A 16,835-nucleotide genomic window follows, 5' to 3' on the forward strand; every position below is an offset into this window, starting at 1 on the left:
GACGCTGACGCCGACGCTGACGCCGACCTCGACGCCTTCGATGACCTCGCCACCGGCGAAGTAACCATCAAACCCGTAACGTCCAACACTGGCTTGGCTGATATGCGTGTCTTCACCCTGCTGGGTGTCGGCGGCATCATCCTGGGCGATCACACCAAGACCCAGGAATTCTCGGTCTCCGAGGGGTCTTCAGGCACCTTGAACCTGGAGTTCGCTCAGGCGGATCTGGTCTCGCTGCTGGGAGGTGGTTTCACCGCGATTCTTGAGGTGAGCGATGGCGCGGGTGGCTGGTTGCCGGTTCAGGAAGGCAGCAACGGTTCGGGCCTGCTCGATCTGCTGGGCCTGTTCGGACAAAGCTCCACTGCTCAAATTGAAGGGCTGGAGGCCGGGCAATATCGCTTCACCCTCAAACTCGATCCGAACCTGGTCAGTATCGGTGCCGGGGCCACGGCCAAGTTGAGCATCACCAACGAAAGCCTGACCGATTTCACCGGTGAAGCGGGTCCGGATGTCACCGGCAACGTCATCACCGATCCGGGCTTTGAAGGCCAGCCGGATGTTCCGGGTACCGGACCTGTGAAAATTCAGGTCGAGGTAGGCGGTGAGTTTGTCGATGCCGATGCCACCATCGGGACCGTGCTGCAGGGTCAATATGGTCAACTGACCATCTTTGCCAACGGCGACTACAAGTACACACCGAATGGCGATGTTGCCAGCATCGGCAAAGTGGACGCCTTCGAGTATCACCTGGTCAATGACGCAGGTGGCTCGGCAGCGGCAACCTTGTATGTGCGGATCGACAGTTCGAATGTCGACGTGACCTGGAGCACCACCGATCCATCGGCACCTGGGGTGATCACTACGGTCGCCACGGATGACCTGGGATCGGCGCAGATTGAGATCGTCAATCTGGTGACCGAGGCCGACTTGGCAGGCCTGACTTACAACCTGCCACTGATCGGTACAGGCACCGGGACCGGGGCAACGATTGTGATCGCGGCGGATTCCACCGGGGCACTGGAGGTCGATGTCAGCGCCACCGGTTTGTCGGTACTGCCAGATACCACGGTGAACCTGCAGAAGCTGATCAATGGGGTATGGACCACGCAGCAGACCACGACTGACGCATCGCATACGTTTACCGGGCTGGATGCCGGTTCGTATCGAGTCACGGGGTCTACCGGTTCGGTACTGTCGTTGAGCGCGATCACCATCGCCCAGAAGCTGACCACCACCTTCCTGACGCAGTTTGTGGCAGGCGAGATGACCAATGCGACGGGGGATGTGTTGGCTGACAGCCTCTCCGGACCGGATGTCCTCGGTTCGCCGCTGGCGGTGATCAGTGTGCTGGTCAACGGGGTCTACGTGATTCCTGGGCAGACGGGAGCGACGGTCGACGGTGAGCATGGGTCATTGACTGTGTTTGCCGACGGCAAATACGTCTACACCCCGCATGCCGGGCTGACGCTGGATGAGATTGGCCAGGTGGATAAATTCACCTACAAGCTCACCACGCCGACCGGTCAGGAAGACACGGCCGATCTGTACATCCGTATCGACTCGCCAGACCGCGACCTCGTCTGGGACGACGCGAATCCGGGCTCACCTGCCACTGAGGGCGCTGGTTTCACCGCCGCTGCAGTGGGTCAGGATGCGCCCGGGGATGACGGTGCCGGTGCCAGCGATAGTGTTGACGGTGACAACAGCCACCCAGTGGCGGTTGACGATACCGACTTCACCCATGTCGCCGGTGCGGACGGGTTGCTGTGGGAGGGTGGTGATGCAGCCATCAACCTGACGGACCTGATCGGCAAAGTCAGCGGTGTGCAGAGCATCGACCTGAACGACGTCAGTGCGGTTGACCTGACCTTGAGCCTGGAAGACCTGGTGTCCATCACTGGGCCTGAATCGGATCGCTTGATGATCCAGGGCGATGATCAGGACAGCGTTCATCTGACAGGCGACTGGTCTGCGGGTGTGACCCAGGTAGAGAACGGTCTGGAGTACGTGATCTACACCAGCCAGGAAGATGAGACCCATCAGCTCTGGGTACAAAACGGCATCAGCGTGGTTTAACCACGCACCCGACGGCCGGGCCGCAAGGCCCGGTTTTCCTCACCAACGGTATTGCAGCGATGGACCGTGACTGATGTCAGTCACGGTCCATGGTTGTACCCAACAGGTTGATAACAAGCAGGGGACGTGAAGTGAGGTACAAGAGTCTGGTCAAACGGCTGTCTGCGGCTTTCCTGGTAGCGGCAATCACCGCACCGGCGCATGAGCAGGTCATGGCCAAGTCGTTTAGCGACGACGAAGAAAGCTTCAATATCATCAGCCCCAGTGACTTGGGCACGAATTTACCGGGTGGTTCCATGGGCGTCAGTTCGCCGGTGGCACCGCAACGCGTCATACCGAAAAACATCGACCTGACACGGGCTATTCAATTAGCCGTGGAATGGCACCCGGCCATTGCCGAGGCGATCGGTCAGCTCTACCAGCAAAACGAGAACGTGACCATTGCCCGTTCCGGTTACTACCCGCAAGTGAGCGGCGGTTTCAATTCCGGCTACGACAGCGGCCTGAGTGGCAACGGCCAAAGCCAGACCTTTTCCGTGTCGGCATCGCAGATGCTTTACGACTTCGGCAAGGTGTCCAGTTCCGTGGACAGTGCTCTGGCCCGGGTCAGTGGCAGCCAGGCGGCGGTCTTGCTGTCGATTGACCAAGTGACCCGTGATACCTCGTACGCCATGATCGAGTTGCAGCGTTCGCAACTGCTGGTGGCACTGGCGGGTGAACAGATCAAGGGCGTTTCGGCGATTGCGGAACTGGCGAAGCAACGCAGCGATATGGGCGCCAGCACCCGCTCGGATCTGATCCAGGCACGTTCGCGAGTCGAGGCGTCGGAGGCGACACAGTTACAACTCAAAGCGCAATTCAATCGCTGGCGCAGTGCCTTGAGCAGCTTGCTGGGGGCGCAGTCGCCGGTGAGTGTTTCGCAAGATTTCCCGGCGAGCCTGGAGCAATCCTGTCAGGGCCTGGTGCCGGATGAAGCGGTCACCCCGGCGCTGTTGATTGCCCAGGCGCAACGCACCGATGCCTTGGCGCTGATCGCCCAGGCCCGTGCGGAAGCGTTGCCGACGGTGTCGTTGGATCCATCGGTGACTCAATACCTGGACAACAACGACGAAACCGGCATCCCCGGCGGCCGGGACCGGACCCGCTACGGTGTGTTCCTTAACGTGAAGATGCCGTTGTACCAGGGCGGCGCCATTACTGCGCGCAAGTCCGCTGCACAACAAGCCCTGCGTTCTGCCGAAGCGGCCAACGACGCCGCCCGGCTCACTGTACGCCAGGGCCTGCTGGAGGCGCGAGATCAGATTTCGAGCCTGGCCCAGCGGCTGTCCACCCTGGACTTTCGTGAGCGCAGCATTTCCGAGACCCGCGACCTTTACCGTCAGCAGTACCTCGAACTTGGCACCCGGCCGCTGCTGGACTTGCTCAATGCCGAGCAGGAAATCCACCAGGCCCGCATGGACCGGGAAAACACCGCGGCTGACCTGCGGCGCCTGAAAATCGATTGCCTCTACAACACCGGCGGGTTGCGCACGGCGTTCCATCTAGATAACAGCACCTTGCAAGGTGTGGAGATTCGGCCATGAATGATGCCGTGATGCTTGAGGGCGACATGAGCGCAGTGGACGCGGCACCCAATCCGGTGCCGGCGTTCGATTACGAGGTGTGGCTGGAGGCGGTACTCAGCGTCGCCCGGCATTACCGCCTGGAGTGCTCGGCGCAAAGTGTCCGGCTCGCGGCGCAGTGGACCGAAGGCGCCTCGGTGGAAGACGTGGTGCGGCAGATGGCCCGCCAGGCGGGATTGAATTGTGCGATCGCCGACTTCAGTGCCTCGACCATGATGCAACGGCAACTGCCGATGATCTTGCAGTTCAGTGACGGCCAGGTCGGCGTACTGGAAACCCTGGGCGATGGCGAACACGTCGGCATCGCCTACAGCGGCGACGGCGGTCTGCAAAGCCGTCTCAGCTACCAGGAGCTGCTCGACTCGGCGCGCAAGAGCGTGATTTTGCGGCCCATGAGTGCCGTGCGCGATACCCGCGTCGATGACTACATCAAACCCTATGAAAAGGACTGGTTCAAAAGCATTGTGCTGCGGGACATGCGGCCTTATGGCTATGTCATGCTGGCTTCGCTGGTGACCAGCGTACTCGGGTTGGCCGGGGTGCTGTTTTCCATGCAGGTTTACGACCGGGTGATTCCGGCCGAGTCGATGCCCACGCTGTATGTGTTGTTCGGTGGCGTCATGCTGGCGCTGTTGTTCGACTTCATCATGCGCATCACCCGCGTGCGGATCACTGACATGCTTGGCAAGCGGGCAGACATGCGCGTGTCCGACCTGGTATTCGGGCATGCCATTCGCCTGCGCAACAGCGCCCGGCCCAAGTCCACCGGCTCGTTCATTTCCCAAATCAAGGAGCTGGAGCAACTGCGTGAACTGATCACCTCCAGCACGGCAACGGCCCTGGCAGACCTGCCGTTTTTCCTGTTGTTCCTGGTGATTTACTGGATGATCGCCGGGCCTTTGGTAGCGGTGCCGATGGTGGCGGTATTGTTTCTGGTGGTGCCGGGTGTGTTGTCGCAGAAGAAACTCGCAGCGCTGGCCAACCAGTCCATGCGCGAAAGCTCGTTGCGCAGCGCCATGCTGGTGGAGACCATTCAGGGCCTGGACGATATCAAGGCGTTGCAAGCCGAGCAGCGTTTTCAGCATCAATGGAATCACTACAACGCCACTTGTGGCGATGCCAGCCTGCGGCTGCGGATGTTGACCAACAAGCTGGTGGCCTGGACCAACAACGTGCAAGGTTCAGTGTTTGCCGTGGTGGTGGTGTTCGGTGCGCCGATGGTCATGGCCAGTGACATGACCACCGGTAGCCTGGTGGCGGCCTCGATCCTGGCCTCACGCATGATGGCGCCGATGTCGCAGATCACCCAGGTGCTGACCCGCTGGCAGCAGGCCAAGGTGGCCCTGCAAAGCCTGAACCGGATCATGGAATTGCCGGTGGACCATGCCGAAGGCAGCAAGCGCGTGCACTTGCCGGTGGTGCGTGGCCATTACGTCCTCAATCAGGCGGCATTCCAGTATTCCGACGATGCGCCGGTGCCGGCGTTGCTGGTGGCGGACTTGCAGATCCAACCAGGTGAGCGCATCGCCATTCTCGGCCGCAATGGGGCGGGCAAATCCACCTTGCTGCAGGCCTTGGCCGGCATGCTCGATCTGAAGAGCGGCAGCATCAGCCTCGATGGGGTTGCGCTCGGTCATATCGACCCGGCGGACGTGCGCCGGGATGTCGGGCTGATGACGCAAAACTCGCGCCTGTTCCACGGCACTCTGCGGGACAACCTGATCATGGGGGCGCCCCATGCGTCCGATCAGGAGATCCTCCAGGCACTGGCGCTGACGGGCGCAGCGGACTTTATCGGCAAGTTCGCCGACGGCATGGACCACATGATTCTGGAAGGCGGCCTCGGGCTGTCAGGCGGGCAGCGCCAATCGTTGCTGCTGTCGCGCTTGATCATCCGCCAACCGCACATCGTTCTTCTGGACGAACCCACGGCGTCTCTGGATGAAGCGACCGAGCGCCAATTGATCCACAACCTGGACAAATGGGCGGCCCACCGCACGCTGATCATCGCGACCCACCGTATGAGTGTGTTGAGTCTGGTGAACCGGATCATCGTCGTCGACAACGGACAAATCCTCGTCGATGACACCAAGGACAACGCGATTGCCCGGCTTTCCAAACCCAAGGGGAAGAATCAGTGAACACCCATGAGCGCAAAAGAATCCCCCTGCTGGGCATCGAAGACGAGGGCGCCCAACACTACAACGACGGCATTGATGACAACACGGTGGTGCGCTCGACGCGGGTGGTCTTCTGGGTGTTTGTCCTGCTGATTGCATTCGGTGCGTGGGCTTACTTCTTTGAAATCGATGAGGTCTCGACGGGCAGCGGCAAGGTCATCCCCACCTCCCGCGAGCAGATCATTCAATCGCTGGAAGGCGGTATCGTCACCGAGTTGAATGTGACGGAGGGCGATATCGTCAAGAGTGGCCAGACGTTAGCCAAACTCGACCCGACCAAGACCGAATCCAACTTCGATGAAAGTGCTTCCAAGTTCCGGGCATCCCTGGCCAGCGTTGCGCGTTTGCAGGCGGAGGTGAACGGCAAACCGCTGGTATTTCCTGTCGAGCTACAGCGCCACCCCGAGTTGATCCGTGCCGAAACCGATTTGTTCAGTACCCGGCGCAAGGGCCTGGAGGACACCCAGTCGGGGTTGCGTTCATCCCTGGGACTGGTGCGCAGCGAGTTGGAGATTACCGAGAACCTGGCCAAAGTTGGTGCCGCCAGCAGTGTTGAAGTTCTGCGCCTCAAACGCCAGAAGGCAGAGCTGGAGATGAAGCTGACCCAGTCCCGCTCCGATTACATGGTGCGCGCCGGCGAGGACCTGGCCAAGGCCAATGCCGATGTCGAGACGCTGTCATCGATCATGCGCGGGCGTTCGGATTCGGTGACCCGCTTGACCTTGCGCTCTCCGGTACGCGGTATCGTCAAAGACATCGAGGTCACCACGATTGGTGGGATTATCCCGCCCAATGGCCGCTTGATGCAGATCGTTCCCCTGGATGAACAACTGCTGATCGAAGCCCGTATTTCGCCGCGGGACATCGCTTTTATTCATCCCGACCAAGTGGCCAAGGTCAAGATCACCGCCTACGACTACGCGATTTATGGCGGCATGGACGGCAAGGTGGTGACCATCTCGCCCGACACCATCCAGGACGAAGTCAAACCCGAGGTTTTCTACTACCGGGTGTTTATCCGCACCGACGCCGACACCTTGAAGAACAAGGCGGGCAAATCGTTCTCCATCGTGCCGGGGATGATTGCTTCGGTGGACATCAAGACCGGTCAGAAAACCATTCTCGACTACTTGATCAAACCCATGAACCGCGCGCGTGAAGCCTTGCGCGAGCGCTAACGGAGGGTGTGCTGATGGGCAAAATCCTCAGGTTGTTGCTGCTAGGGTTGAGTGTTGTCGGCGCGCCTTGTGCCTTGGCGCTCGACGACAGTTCAGCGCCCTTGCTTTGGAACACGCCTGCCGACAAGGCGACGTGTAGCGATCCGGACTCGGCACTGAGGGTCGAGTTTGCCCAGGGTGAGGAGTGCATCCGCTATTTCGCCGGGGCCATCCTTGATCATGCGCCAGTGGTGATCGTCATGTTCCATGGTGATCGCAATATCGAGATGCATCAGGCGCCCGAGGCCATCCGCGGCAACACCCTGGCCGCCAAGGTACTTGCGGCAAAAACACTGAGCAAAAGGGCCGGAGTTCCACTGGTGATTGTGGCTCGGCCGGGTACCTATGGTTCCAGCGGCAATCATGGGCAGCGGCGCCAGGCCCGGGAATTTGTTGCATTGGATGGCGCGCTGGATGAGCTGCGTGAACGCTACGGTATCGGTCAGTTTGTTTTGCTGGGCCACAGCGGTGGCGCCACAGTGGCGGCTGCGCTGCTGACCCTGGGGCGTGACGATGTGAAGTGCGCGGTGATGACCTCTGGCGCGTTCGCCCTGGTGCAGCGTGCGCAGATGATTCGCCAGAGCAAGGGCCTGCCTTCAAGGCCGGGGCGCGATACCAATGGATTACTCCACCCTTACGACCCCGGCCAGCACATCGACGGCATTGTCGCAGCGCCCAAGCGGCAGTTGTTCGTGATAGGCAACGTCGACGATCAGGTCGCACCGTTCGTGTTGCAGGAGCACTTTTTCCAGGCGCTGATTAAAGCGAAACATCGGGCGCAGTTGATCAAGGCGGATGCTGTGGCACCTGCGTTTCATCAACTGCGCAATGATATCGGTCTCAAGACGGCGGCCAGTTGCGCGAAGTAAGGTCTTCGCTTGGCGGGTTACTCGGCAAGTGCCGTCTGCTCCATCGTCCTTAACCACTCGCATACTTGCGACAATCCCGTCCCGCCCGAGCTTTTCACCAGCACCGAATCCCCCGGGTGAAACCACTGCGCCGCGTTCTGCATCAGGGCCTGGTTCAGTGCCTTGGCATTCTCGAACCACTGGACCGACAGCTCACTGCGCAACTCGAGGTACAGCGCGTGCATCAACGGCCCGCACAGCAGCACATGACGTGGTGCTGCCATGCGCAGCGGTGTGGCCAGCTCCAGGTGATAACGCTGGGTGTCGGGACCGAGTTCCAACATGTCTCCCAACACCAGCACCCGGTGCCGTGAGGTCACGGGGAGGTCCGCCATCGATTGCAGCGCCGCGACCATGGAGCCGGGGTTTGCATTGTAGGCATCGTTGATCAATTGGAAATGACCGCCCGCGCACTGGATCTGCATGACATTGCCACGTCCTTCAACGGGTTCGAACCCGGTCAGGACTTCGAGCGCCTGGCAAGCTTCCAGGCCCGCTGCAAACAACGAAGCCAGCACCGCCAGCGCGTTGAGTACCATGTGCCTGCCGCGGGCTTGCAGGGTGAAGTTGAGTGTTTGTGAGCCTCGTTGCGCCCGGACGTAAACCAGGTCCGATTCGCTGCGCCAATCCAGAAGGCGCAGATCCGCATCGATGTGTTCGCCATAACTGATCACCTGCAGGTGCGCGGTTTCTGCTGCCTGGGCGAACAGCTCGTAATACGGCATGTCCCGGCTGAGTACCGCGTGGCCACCCGGCGCCATCGAGCGGAAGATGGCGCTTTTCTTGCGGGCCAGGTTCTCCAGCGTGCCGTGGTATTCCAGGTGCGCGGGGGCCAGCCCGGTAACGATAGCGATGTGTGGGCGAACCAGTTCCGAGTTGATGGGCATCCGGCCTACGGCCATTTCCAGAACCCAGAACTTAGTCGCAGGGGGCATGCTTGCCAGATTCCAGGCAATACCATGGGGCAGGTTGGCATTGGCTTCGGTTTGCCCGACCTCACCCCAGTGTTTCAACGCATGGGCGAGCATGGCCACCACCGTCGTTTTGCCGAAGCTGCCGGTCACGCCGAACACCTGCCCGCTGAAGTGTTGTCGGGCGTGCCTGCCCAACTGCAACATCGCTTCGCTGGTGTCGGCGACTTGCAGTGCCGGCAAGCCACTGTCCAGATAGGGCGTCGGGTCCACACACAGGAAGGCCGATGGTCGCCGTTCAGGCTTGGCCTGTGCCCAACGCAGGGCCGATTGCACCTCGTTCGGACCGACCTTGGTGGGGTGACGGCTGAGCATGCGCCCTGGCTTGAAGAACTGCATGGAGGGCGACAAACCAGTGGCTCGCCAGTCCGAAGGTGGCTGTCGGGCCCATGTGCCCTGCGTTACACGGGCTATGGTCGCGGCGTCCCAGGTCCCGTCGGATGTGACCTCAGGCAGGCTCACTTGCGGTGCACCGTCCAGCAGATACCGGTGATAGGCAATCAACCCGGAAAGGTAGTGCTCGACGTCGTCGATACGCACCCGGAACGCGTGATGCCGAATGAAGAACGCGCCGGCGATGCGTGCCGGGTTGGCGAAATACATCGCCATCTCCGGCCAGAAATAGCCGTTGAGCAGGTAACGGGCGCGATGATGCAAGGCCCGATAGAACGCGTGCAGATCAATGTCCTGGAGCAGGTGCTGCACCGATGGCTGTTGTGCGATCCGTTCCAGCATTTGCTGCGCGGCCATCATCAGCTCGAGCAGGGTGGGAAAGGTGGTAATGCGTTGCTGGACGAAACCCAGGTAGTCCGCGACGTTGTTCAGGCCGAAGCGGAAGTATTTTTCGTCGGGGCGATAACGCGTCAACTCGTTCACGCAGTAGCTGAGCCAGTGATCATGCTCGCGCCAGTGCTCTTTGCCGATGAAGTAATCGAAGGCCTTTTCCACAACGTTGAGCCAGCGTTCATTACGGGTCAGCCCATAGAGGCGCATCAGCCCGAATGCGGCCTCACCGTCGTAATAGATGATGCGAAACGGTTCTTTGATGCTCAAATCCTGGGCGTGCAATACGTGTACGAAAGCACCGGTGACGGGGTCCTGCATCCAGGCCATACCGTTGGCGAGGGCTTCCAGCAGCGGTAGATACTGGCGGGTTCCGGTTACTTCGCTGTACTTGACCAGTGCCAGCAGGCACACCGCGTTGCCGCCCAGCTTGATCTCGTTGCCGGTGTCCACCAGGAAGGCGGCCACGGTACCGTCGGGCAACAGGCTGGGCCTGATCAGCGTTTGGGTCAGGTAGTCCAGCGATCGTTGAATCGCGGCCTTTAACGTCTCGTCACCGTTCAATGCCCATGCTTCGATCATGGCGTACGTGCTGCTGGCGTGGCGCAGGGTGTTGTAGTTCTTGATCGGCCGGTCGAAACAGGGAAAGTAACCGTAGACGAATTGACCGCTGTCCTGCACTTGTTCCCCCAGATACGTGGCAGCGGTGCAGATGGGTAGCCTGACGTCGTCAGGTTCCAGGGCGGCCAGGGTGCGCCAGCCGACTTCTGCGGCGTTGCTGTTGAGTCTGTAAGCCACGCCATCTTCGGCGCAGAACACGCCCGCCGTATCGAATAGATAAACCGTGGTTTCGGGTTGTAACGTGTCAATCGCGATCCGCGCCGCGGGTCCTGCAAACCGGCGTTTGGCGTAGACGGAAAAATTCCCGACATTGAAGGTTGCATGGGCAATGTTGCTGCCACCGTAGAGGATTGCGTTGGCATTCAGCTCTTGTTCGGTGAGGGCTATTTGCAGAGTGCTGTCGAACGCGATGCCCCGCCTGAAGTAATTACGCTTGTGGCGCTTGAGACGCTCATTGAATTCCTCCCAGCTCATAGGCGTCACGTTAATCGCACATTCGACGCGAATCCACGTACGTTCGGGTTTATTGCCTTGCGAGGTTAACAGCTGGTCATGGATGCGCTGGAGTTCATTCGCCCCGGTTTTCCATGCTTTTTCGAAGTCGTCGGCAGTGACATGAAAAACATGCCCACGCTTCGTGCTATCGCTGATTGAGAGAAATAAAGTGCAGGTTTTTTCCGTATCCGATAAGACAGCCAACTCATCGGTGTATTTACTCAGGAGAGCATAACAAGCGAGCAATTGCTGTTTTACAGGCATAGGAAGTCCGTTAATGAAATTACTTGAGGTCGGGTACGTATTTATAATTGAATGACTCGCCAATAAAAGACAAGGGCGAATTCATGCCTAATGTTAGAATATGAAAATATTAGCGAATGTTATATATCAGGAGCAAGTAGGTGAATCTTCGCGCGACGCCTCTATTGCGACAGGGTTGATTTGCCTCTCGTATTGTTGAAGGTGGTCTCTGATCAGTTTGCGAATAACCTGAGAAATAGTAAGGTCAACTTCCTCCGACAGAGCCTCTAACCTTTGTTTGGTTGGGGAGTCGATGAGTATCGTCAGGCGTGTAGTTTTTTCAGACATTTTCGTGATCCTTTTATAAGGCGCGGTCTCGACTGCCGCGTGCAGCAACTGCATGGTGAAGTGATGAATACGTGACGCAAACCAATGGCATTGTAATCCGGTTTGTTAAAAGTCTAATTCAAACACTTGGTGTTTTTCTACGGATGCGAAGAGAGCATTGTCATACTGTGAAGTTGGCCACCTTTTCTTGGTACTTTATTATCATTCGGTTGTAATCACATGAGACTCATGTATTAACTGGCTTTCAGGAAAATTATACGAAAAGGAAAGTGATGTCAAAAGGCAATACTATCTAGCACTAAAGTAGTGGTAGGTGCCTTATGATTAATTTGTTAAAACGTTATTTTCAGTGATCATAGGATTCTGCACGGACACCAATCATAAAATATCTTGTCACAAAATAAAAGTTGCTTATTTAGGGCGGGTGGTAATTTTTGAGCATGAAAAAGGGGCCTGGCGGCCCCTTGTTATGGAAGATCTGTCTCAGGCAAACACGAAGTACTTGCGCACGGTCTCGACCACCTCCCAAGTGCCTTTCATGCCAGGTTCCACCACAAAAATATCACCGGCCCTCAAGTGAATCGGCTCCATGCCGTCCGGGGTAATTACGCAGTAGCCTTCCTGAAAGTGGCAGTACTCCCACTTCACATATTCCACCCGCCATTTGCCCGGGGTACAGATCCAGGTGCCCATGATCTTGCTGCCGTCTTCGCTGGTGTAGGCGTTGAGGTTGACGGTGTGCGGGTCGCCTTCGAGTTTTTCCCATTTACAGGCATCCAGTACCGGCAGGGGATGGGTGTCGCGCAGAACAGTGATCGGCTTGGACATGATGACTCCGAGGCAAGGAAACAGAAGTCGAACCCTATAGTGCCGGGCTGTTTGCCTGTGGTCTGAACTCGACATCGGGATGCCCAGAAACGCAGGTGTGCAGCGATGCTGGAATATTGATACATCCCGGCGTCAATTGGGCGATTCCTCGCAGTAAGTGCGAAAGATTCAGCCCTTCGCGCTGGAATTCGCAAGAATATTTACAGCTGGCCCTCGTATCATTCTCCTTGGGAACGACCGAGAGCCTTGTGATGAATCCAATAAAAACATGGTGGGACATCAGCCCGCCCTTGAGTGCCGCGACTCCGACCTGGCCCGGTGATACGCCGTTTCAGGAAGAGCGGGTTTGGCAGTTTGGTCCGGAGTGCCCGGTGAATGTCGGGCGTATTACGTTGTCACCCCATACCGGTGCCCATGTCGATGCGCCACTGCACTACAGCGCAGATGGCGCGCCGATTGGTGAGGTTTCACTGGATGTGTACCTCGGCCCGTGCCGGGTGTTGCATTGCTTGGGCAGTGGCGCGTTGGTACAGGCGCAGCAGTTGGAAGGGCGCCTGGAGAATCTGCCGGAGCGCGTCCTGCTGCGGACTTATCAGCAGGTCCCGCTGACCACCTGGGATGAGCATTTCACCGCCGTCGCGAAAGAAACCGTCGAGCTGCTGGCCGGTCTTGGCGTGCGGTTGATCGGTATCGATACGCCGTCCCTGGATCCGCAACAGTCCAAGACCATGGATGCCCACAACGCGGTTGCCCGTCATGGCATGGCGATTCTCGAAGGCATCGTCCTCGACGACGTGCCCGAGGGCGATTACGAGCTGATCGCACTGCCACTGCGTTTTGCCAACCTCGATGCCAGCCCGGTGCGGGCTATTCTGCGTCCGCTCAAGGAGTCCACGCGATGAGCCAATGTCCTTTTTCTCCTGACTATCAACCACCGGAAGAATGGCATAACGCCGAGCTGAATTTTTCCGAGTCCATGAGTTACGGAGACTACCTGGACCTGGGTAAAGTACTCAGCGCCCAGCACCCGTTGTCGCCGGACCACAACGAGATGTTGTTCATCATCCAGCACCAGACGTCGGAGCTGTGGATGAAGCTGATGCTCCACGAACTCAAGGCCGCCCGTGAGCATGTGCGCCAGGGTGAGTTGGCGCCGGCGTTCAAGATGCTGGCGCGGGTGTCGCGGATCTTTGATCAACTGGTGCATGCCTGGGCGGTGCTGGCGACCATGACGCCGTCGGAGTACAAGTCGATCCGCCCGTACCTGGGGCAGTCGTCCGGGTTCCAATCGTTCCAGTACCGTGAAATCGAATTTATCCTCGGCAATAAAAGCCCTGCACTGTTACGGCCCCACGCCCATCGCCCGGAGTTGTTGAAGGAGCTGCAAGTGGCGATTGCCACGCCGTCGCTGTATGACGAAGCGATCAACTTGATGGCCAAGGCGGGCCTGGCTATCGACCCCAAACGTGCCGAGCGCGACCCGACGGCGGCCACGGTTCACGATGATTCCGTGGAGGCGGCGTGGCGCGAGGTGTATCGCGATCCGAGCCGTTACTGGGACCTGTACCAACTGGCCGAGAAGTTTATCGACCTGGAAGATTCCTTCCGTCAATGGCGCTTTCGACATGTGACCACGGTGGAGCGGATCATCGGCTTCCAGCCCGGTACCGGCGGCACCGAAGGCGTGGGTTATCTGCGCAAGATGCTTGATACCGTGTTGTTTCCGGAGCTGTGGCGAGTGCGTTCTTCGTTGTAAAAAAAGCCCCGGAGATCCGGGGCTTTTCATTTGGAATGCAATCAAAATGTGGGAGCGGGCCCAGCTCCCACTAGGTTTATTGCGCGGTAGCTACCGCCTTACCCTTGCTCATCCGAATGCGGTACGCCACATAGATAAGGCCTACCCACACCGGAATCGCATACACCGACGCCCGCACACCTGGAATCGCGAGCATCACGCAGATGATCATCAGCATGAACGCCAGGCACAAGTAATTGCTGAACGGGAACCAGAAGGTCTTGAACGACGGCACCAGCCCTTGCTCGCCCATGGCCTTGCGGAACTTGATGTGGGTCAGGCTGATCAGCGCCCAGTTGATCATCAACGAGGCAACCACCAGCGCGAACAACAGCTCCAGCGCATCGTGCGGCGCGACGTAGTTGATCACCACGCACAGCAGCGTCACCAGTGCCGAAATCCCCAGGGCCCGCAGTGGCACGCCTTGCTTGTTCAGCTTCAGCAGCGCCTTGGGTGCATCACCTTGCTCCGCCAGGCCGAACAGCATGCGGCTGTTGCAGTACACGCCGCTGTTGTACACCGACAGTGCGGCGGTCAGCACCACGAAGTTGAGGATGTGCGCGGCGGTGTCGTTGCCGATCAGCGAGAAGATCTGCACGAACGGGCTGCCGCTGTAGGCATCGCCGGACGCACCGAGGGTTTGCAGCAGTTGGTCCCATGGGTACAACGACAGCAGCACGGTCAGTGCGCCGACGTAGAAAATCAGGATCCGGTACACCACCTGGTTGATCGCCTTGGGGATCACCTTGCGCGGCTCGCTGGCCTCGGCGGCAGTAATACCCACCAGCTCCAGGCCACCGAACGAGAACATGATGAAGGCCATGGACATCAACAGCCCCATGCCGCCATTGGGGAAGAAGCCGCCGTGGTCCCACAGGTTGCTCACCGAGGCTTGCGGGCCGCCGGTGCCGCTGAACAGCAAGTAGCAGCCCAGCAGGATCATGCCGATGATCGCCACCACCTTGATGATCGCGAACCAGAACTCGGTCTCGCCGAAGAACTTCACGTTCAGGGTGTTAATCAGGTTGACCGCAATGAAGAACACCACGGCGCTGACCCAGGTCGGAATCTCCGGCCACCAGAACTGGATGTACTTGCCGACCGCCGTCAGCTCGGCCATGCCCACCAGCACATACAGCACCCAGTAGTTCCAGCCCGCCAGAAAGCCCGCGTAACTGCCCCAGTACTTGTGGGCAAAGTGGCTGAAGGAACCTGCCACTGGCTCTTCAACAATCATCTCGCCGAGTTGGCGCATGATCAGGAAGGCAATGAAACCGGCAATCGCATAGCCCAGGATCATCGAGGGCCCCGCCGACTTGAGCACCCCGGCCGAACCGAGGAACAAGCCCGTACCAATCGCCCCTCCCAGGGCAATCAGTTGAATATGCCGGTTCTTCAGGCCGCGCTTGAGGCCCACCGGGTTAACCATGTCATCCGCCATTCACGTTCCCTTCTACTTGTTTTTTTCAGGGTTGATTGCACGCCGAACCAGCCCCCACTGCTGAGGGGTCAGATATTACTCTCGGTAAACTTTTCGTAATACAGTGAAACGCCATCAAGCCCCTGATCCAGCAGCCAGTTTTTGATGGATTCGACCATCGGCGGCGGACCGCAGACGTACATATCCGCCGAACTGTCCCGCAGTTCGGCCAAATCGAAATGTTCGCTCAGATAGCCGCGCTTGCCACTCCAGTCGGGCAGTGGGTCGCTAAGGACCTCGGTGTAGCGAAACCCCGGAATTTTTTCAGCATAGGCGCCAATGCGCGCGGCTTCACACAAGTCGTCAGCACCGCGTACGCCGTAATACAAGTGCACAGGTTTATCGCAACCGCGTTCCGCCAGGTCATCGAGCATGCTCAGCAGCGCCGACAACCCGGTGCCGCCGGCCACCAATACCAGTGGTTTGGCGACGTGACGCAGGTAGAACGCGCCCAGTGGCGCCTCCAGCAACAACTCATCGCCTACCTGGCAGCGCTCTCGGATGTAGGTGCTCATCACGCCGTCGGGCAGCAGGCGGATCAGGAACTGCAATTGATTGCCCGGGCGATTGGCGAAAGAGTAGGAACGCTGGTTGTCGGTGCCGGGTATCGACAAGCGGGCGTATTGGCCCGGCAGAAAGTCCAGCGACTGGTCCAGTTGCAGATACAGGATCGCGGTGCTGCTCGAGACCTGCTGCACCTGACTGACCGTACTGCGAATCTGCACCGGCCCCGGCGCGTTGCACAAACTCGAATCAAAATCGAAGTAAAACGCCGCGTCGGATCTGACCCGGGTCTGGCAACTGAGCATTTTGCGTTGCTGCAGGTCGAGGTTGGAGAGGGCTTCCTCGTCTACGTAGTCCTGGCTGTAGTCGCCGGATTCGCAACGACCCTGGCAGGTACCGCAGACCCCTTCGCGGCAATCCAGGGGGATCTTGATGCCGTTGCGCAAGGCGGCGTCCAGCAGGATTTCGTGGGGCGCGATGGGGAAAAACAGGGTTTTGCCGTCGGCAAAACTGAAAGCCACTTTGTGATTCATCCGCAGTGCTCCGCGTATATAGGGTTGATGGCTGACGAGTCGCGATGAGCGGGCGCAGGACCTGTGGCGAGCGGGCTTGTTGTGGCGAGCGGGCTTGCCCGCGTTGGGGCGCGAAGCGGCCCTGAAATCTGTCGCTCCGTATCTGCCTGATGCACTGTGATGACTTTATTAGGGCTGCTGCGCAGCCCAGCGCGGGCAAGCCCGCTCGCCACAACAAGCCCCATAGTCACA

Annotated in this window: 12 protein-coding genes; 7 read left to right on the forward strand and 5 right to left on the reverse strand. The window is 58.9% G+C overall.

Going from position 1 to position 16,835, the window contains the following annotated elements; genetic code table 11:
- The 5 genes from J7E41_RS22865 to J7E41_RS22885 form a co-directional block, all read left to right on the forward strand.
- On the forward strand, nucleotides 1-2,076 hold a 2,076-nt coding region (locus J7E41_RS22865), incomplete at its 5' end, for a BapA/Bap/LapF family large adhesin (protein ID WP_251029637.1).
- 131 nt (nucleotides 2,077-2,207) lie between these two features.
- Nucleotides 2,208-3,659 (forward strand): TolC family outer membrane protein, encoded by a 1,452-nt coding sequence (locus J7E41_RS22870; protein WP_214996471.1) that lies wholly within the window; start codon nucleotides 2,208-2,210, stop codon nucleotides 3,657-3,659.
- On the forward strand, nucleotides 3,656-5,839 hold the full coding sequence (locus tag J7E41_RS22875) for a type I secretion system permease/ATPase (RefSeq protein WP_214996473.1): 2,184 nt from the start codon (nucleotides 3,656-3,658) through the stop codon (nucleotides 5,837-5,839). Before J7E41_RS22870 ends, J7E41_RS22875 begins: the two co-directional genes overlap by 4 nt.
- Nucleotides 5,840-5,874: 35 nt before the next feature.
- Nucleotides 5,875-7,056, forward strand: coding sequence for an HlyD family efflux transporter periplasmic adaptor subunit (locus tag J7E41_RS22880; protein ID WP_353049423.1), 1,182 nt, complete (start codon nucleotides 5,875-5,877; stop codon nucleotides 7,054-7,056).
- A 14-nt stretch (nucleotides 7,057-7,070) separates the two neighbouring features.
- Complete coding sequence (locus J7E41_RS22885) at nucleotides 7,071-7,964, forward strand: alpha/beta hydrolase family protein (protein ID WP_214996478.1); 894 nt, start codon at nucleotides 7,071-7,073, stop codon at nucleotides 7,962-7,964.
- Between the two features lie 17 nt (nucleotides 7,965-7,981).
- On the opposite strand, the gene J7E41_RS22890 is transcribed toward J7E41_RS22885, so the two are convergent.
- The 3 genes from J7E41_RS22890 to J7E41_RS22895 form a co-directional block, all read right to left on the reverse strand.
- Nucleotides 7,982-10,852 carry a UDP-N-acetylmuramoyl-tripeptide--D-alanyl-D-alanine ligase gene (locus J7E41_RS22890; protein WP_251029639.1) on the reverse strand — a complete coding sequence of 957 codons (2,871 nt, stop codon included), beginning with the start codon at nucleotides 10,850-10,852 and terminating at the stop codon, nucleotides 7,982-7,984.
- Between the two features lie 411 nt (nucleotides 10,853-11,263).
- Complete coding sequence (locus J7E41_RS28175) at nucleotides 11,264-11,518, reverse strand: hypothetical protein (protein ID WP_435304136.1); 255 nt, start codon at nucleotides 11,516-11,518, stop codon at nucleotides 11,264-11,266.
- A 429-nt stretch (nucleotides 11,519-11,947) separates the two neighbouring features.
- The gene (locus J7E41_RS22895; RefSeq protein WP_214996481.1) at nucleotides 11,948-12,292 is read right to left on the reverse strand and encodes a cupin domain-containing protein; all 345 of its coding nucleotides are present in this window, start codon (nucleotides 12,290-12,292) and stop codon (nucleotides 11,948-11,950) included.
- A 251-nt stretch (nucleotides 12,293-12,543) separates the two neighbouring features.
- Between J7E41_RS22895 and kynB the strand changes: the two genes are divergently transcribed.
- Nucleotides 12,544-13,194, forward strand: a complete 651-nt coding sequence (kynB, locus tag J7E41_RS22900) for an arylformamidase (RefSeq protein ID WP_214996483.1) — start codon at nucleotides 12,544-12,546, stop codon at nucleotides 13,192-13,194.
- Nucleotides 13,191-14,048, forward strand: coding sequence for a tryptophan 2,3-dioxygenase (gene kynA, locus J7E41_RS22905; RefSeq protein ID WP_214996485.1), 858 nt, complete (start codon nucleotides 13,191-13,193; stop codon nucleotides 14,046-14,048). Before kynB ends, kynA begins: the two co-directional genes overlap by 4 nt.
- Before the next feature lie 76 nt (nucleotides 14,049-14,124).
- On the opposite strand, the gene J7E41_RS22910 is transcribed toward kynA, so the two are convergent.
- Together J7E41_RS22910 and antC are read right to left on the reverse strand one after the other, a co-directional pair.
- Nucleotides 14,125-15,528 (reverse strand): amino acid permease, encoded by a 1,404-nt coding sequence (locus tag J7E41_RS22910; protein WP_214996487.1) that lies wholly within the window; start codon nucleotides 15,526-15,528, stop codon nucleotides 14,125-14,127.
- 68 nt (nucleotides 15,529-15,596) lie between these two features.
- Nucleotides 15,597-16,604, reverse strand: a complete 1,008-nt coding sequence (antC, locus tag J7E41_RS22915; protein ID WP_214996489.1) for an anthranilate 1,2-dioxygenase electron transfer component AntC — start codon at nucleotides 16,602-16,604, stop codon at nucleotides 15,597-15,599.
- Between the last annotated feature and the right edge of the window lie 231 nt (nucleotides 16,605-16,835).

The organism is Pseudomonas fluorescens (assembly GCF_018614655.1).
GTDB lineage: Bacteria > Pseudomonadota > Gammaproteobacteria > Pseudomonadales > Pseudomonadaceae > Aquipseudomonas > Aquipseudomonas fluorescens_BX.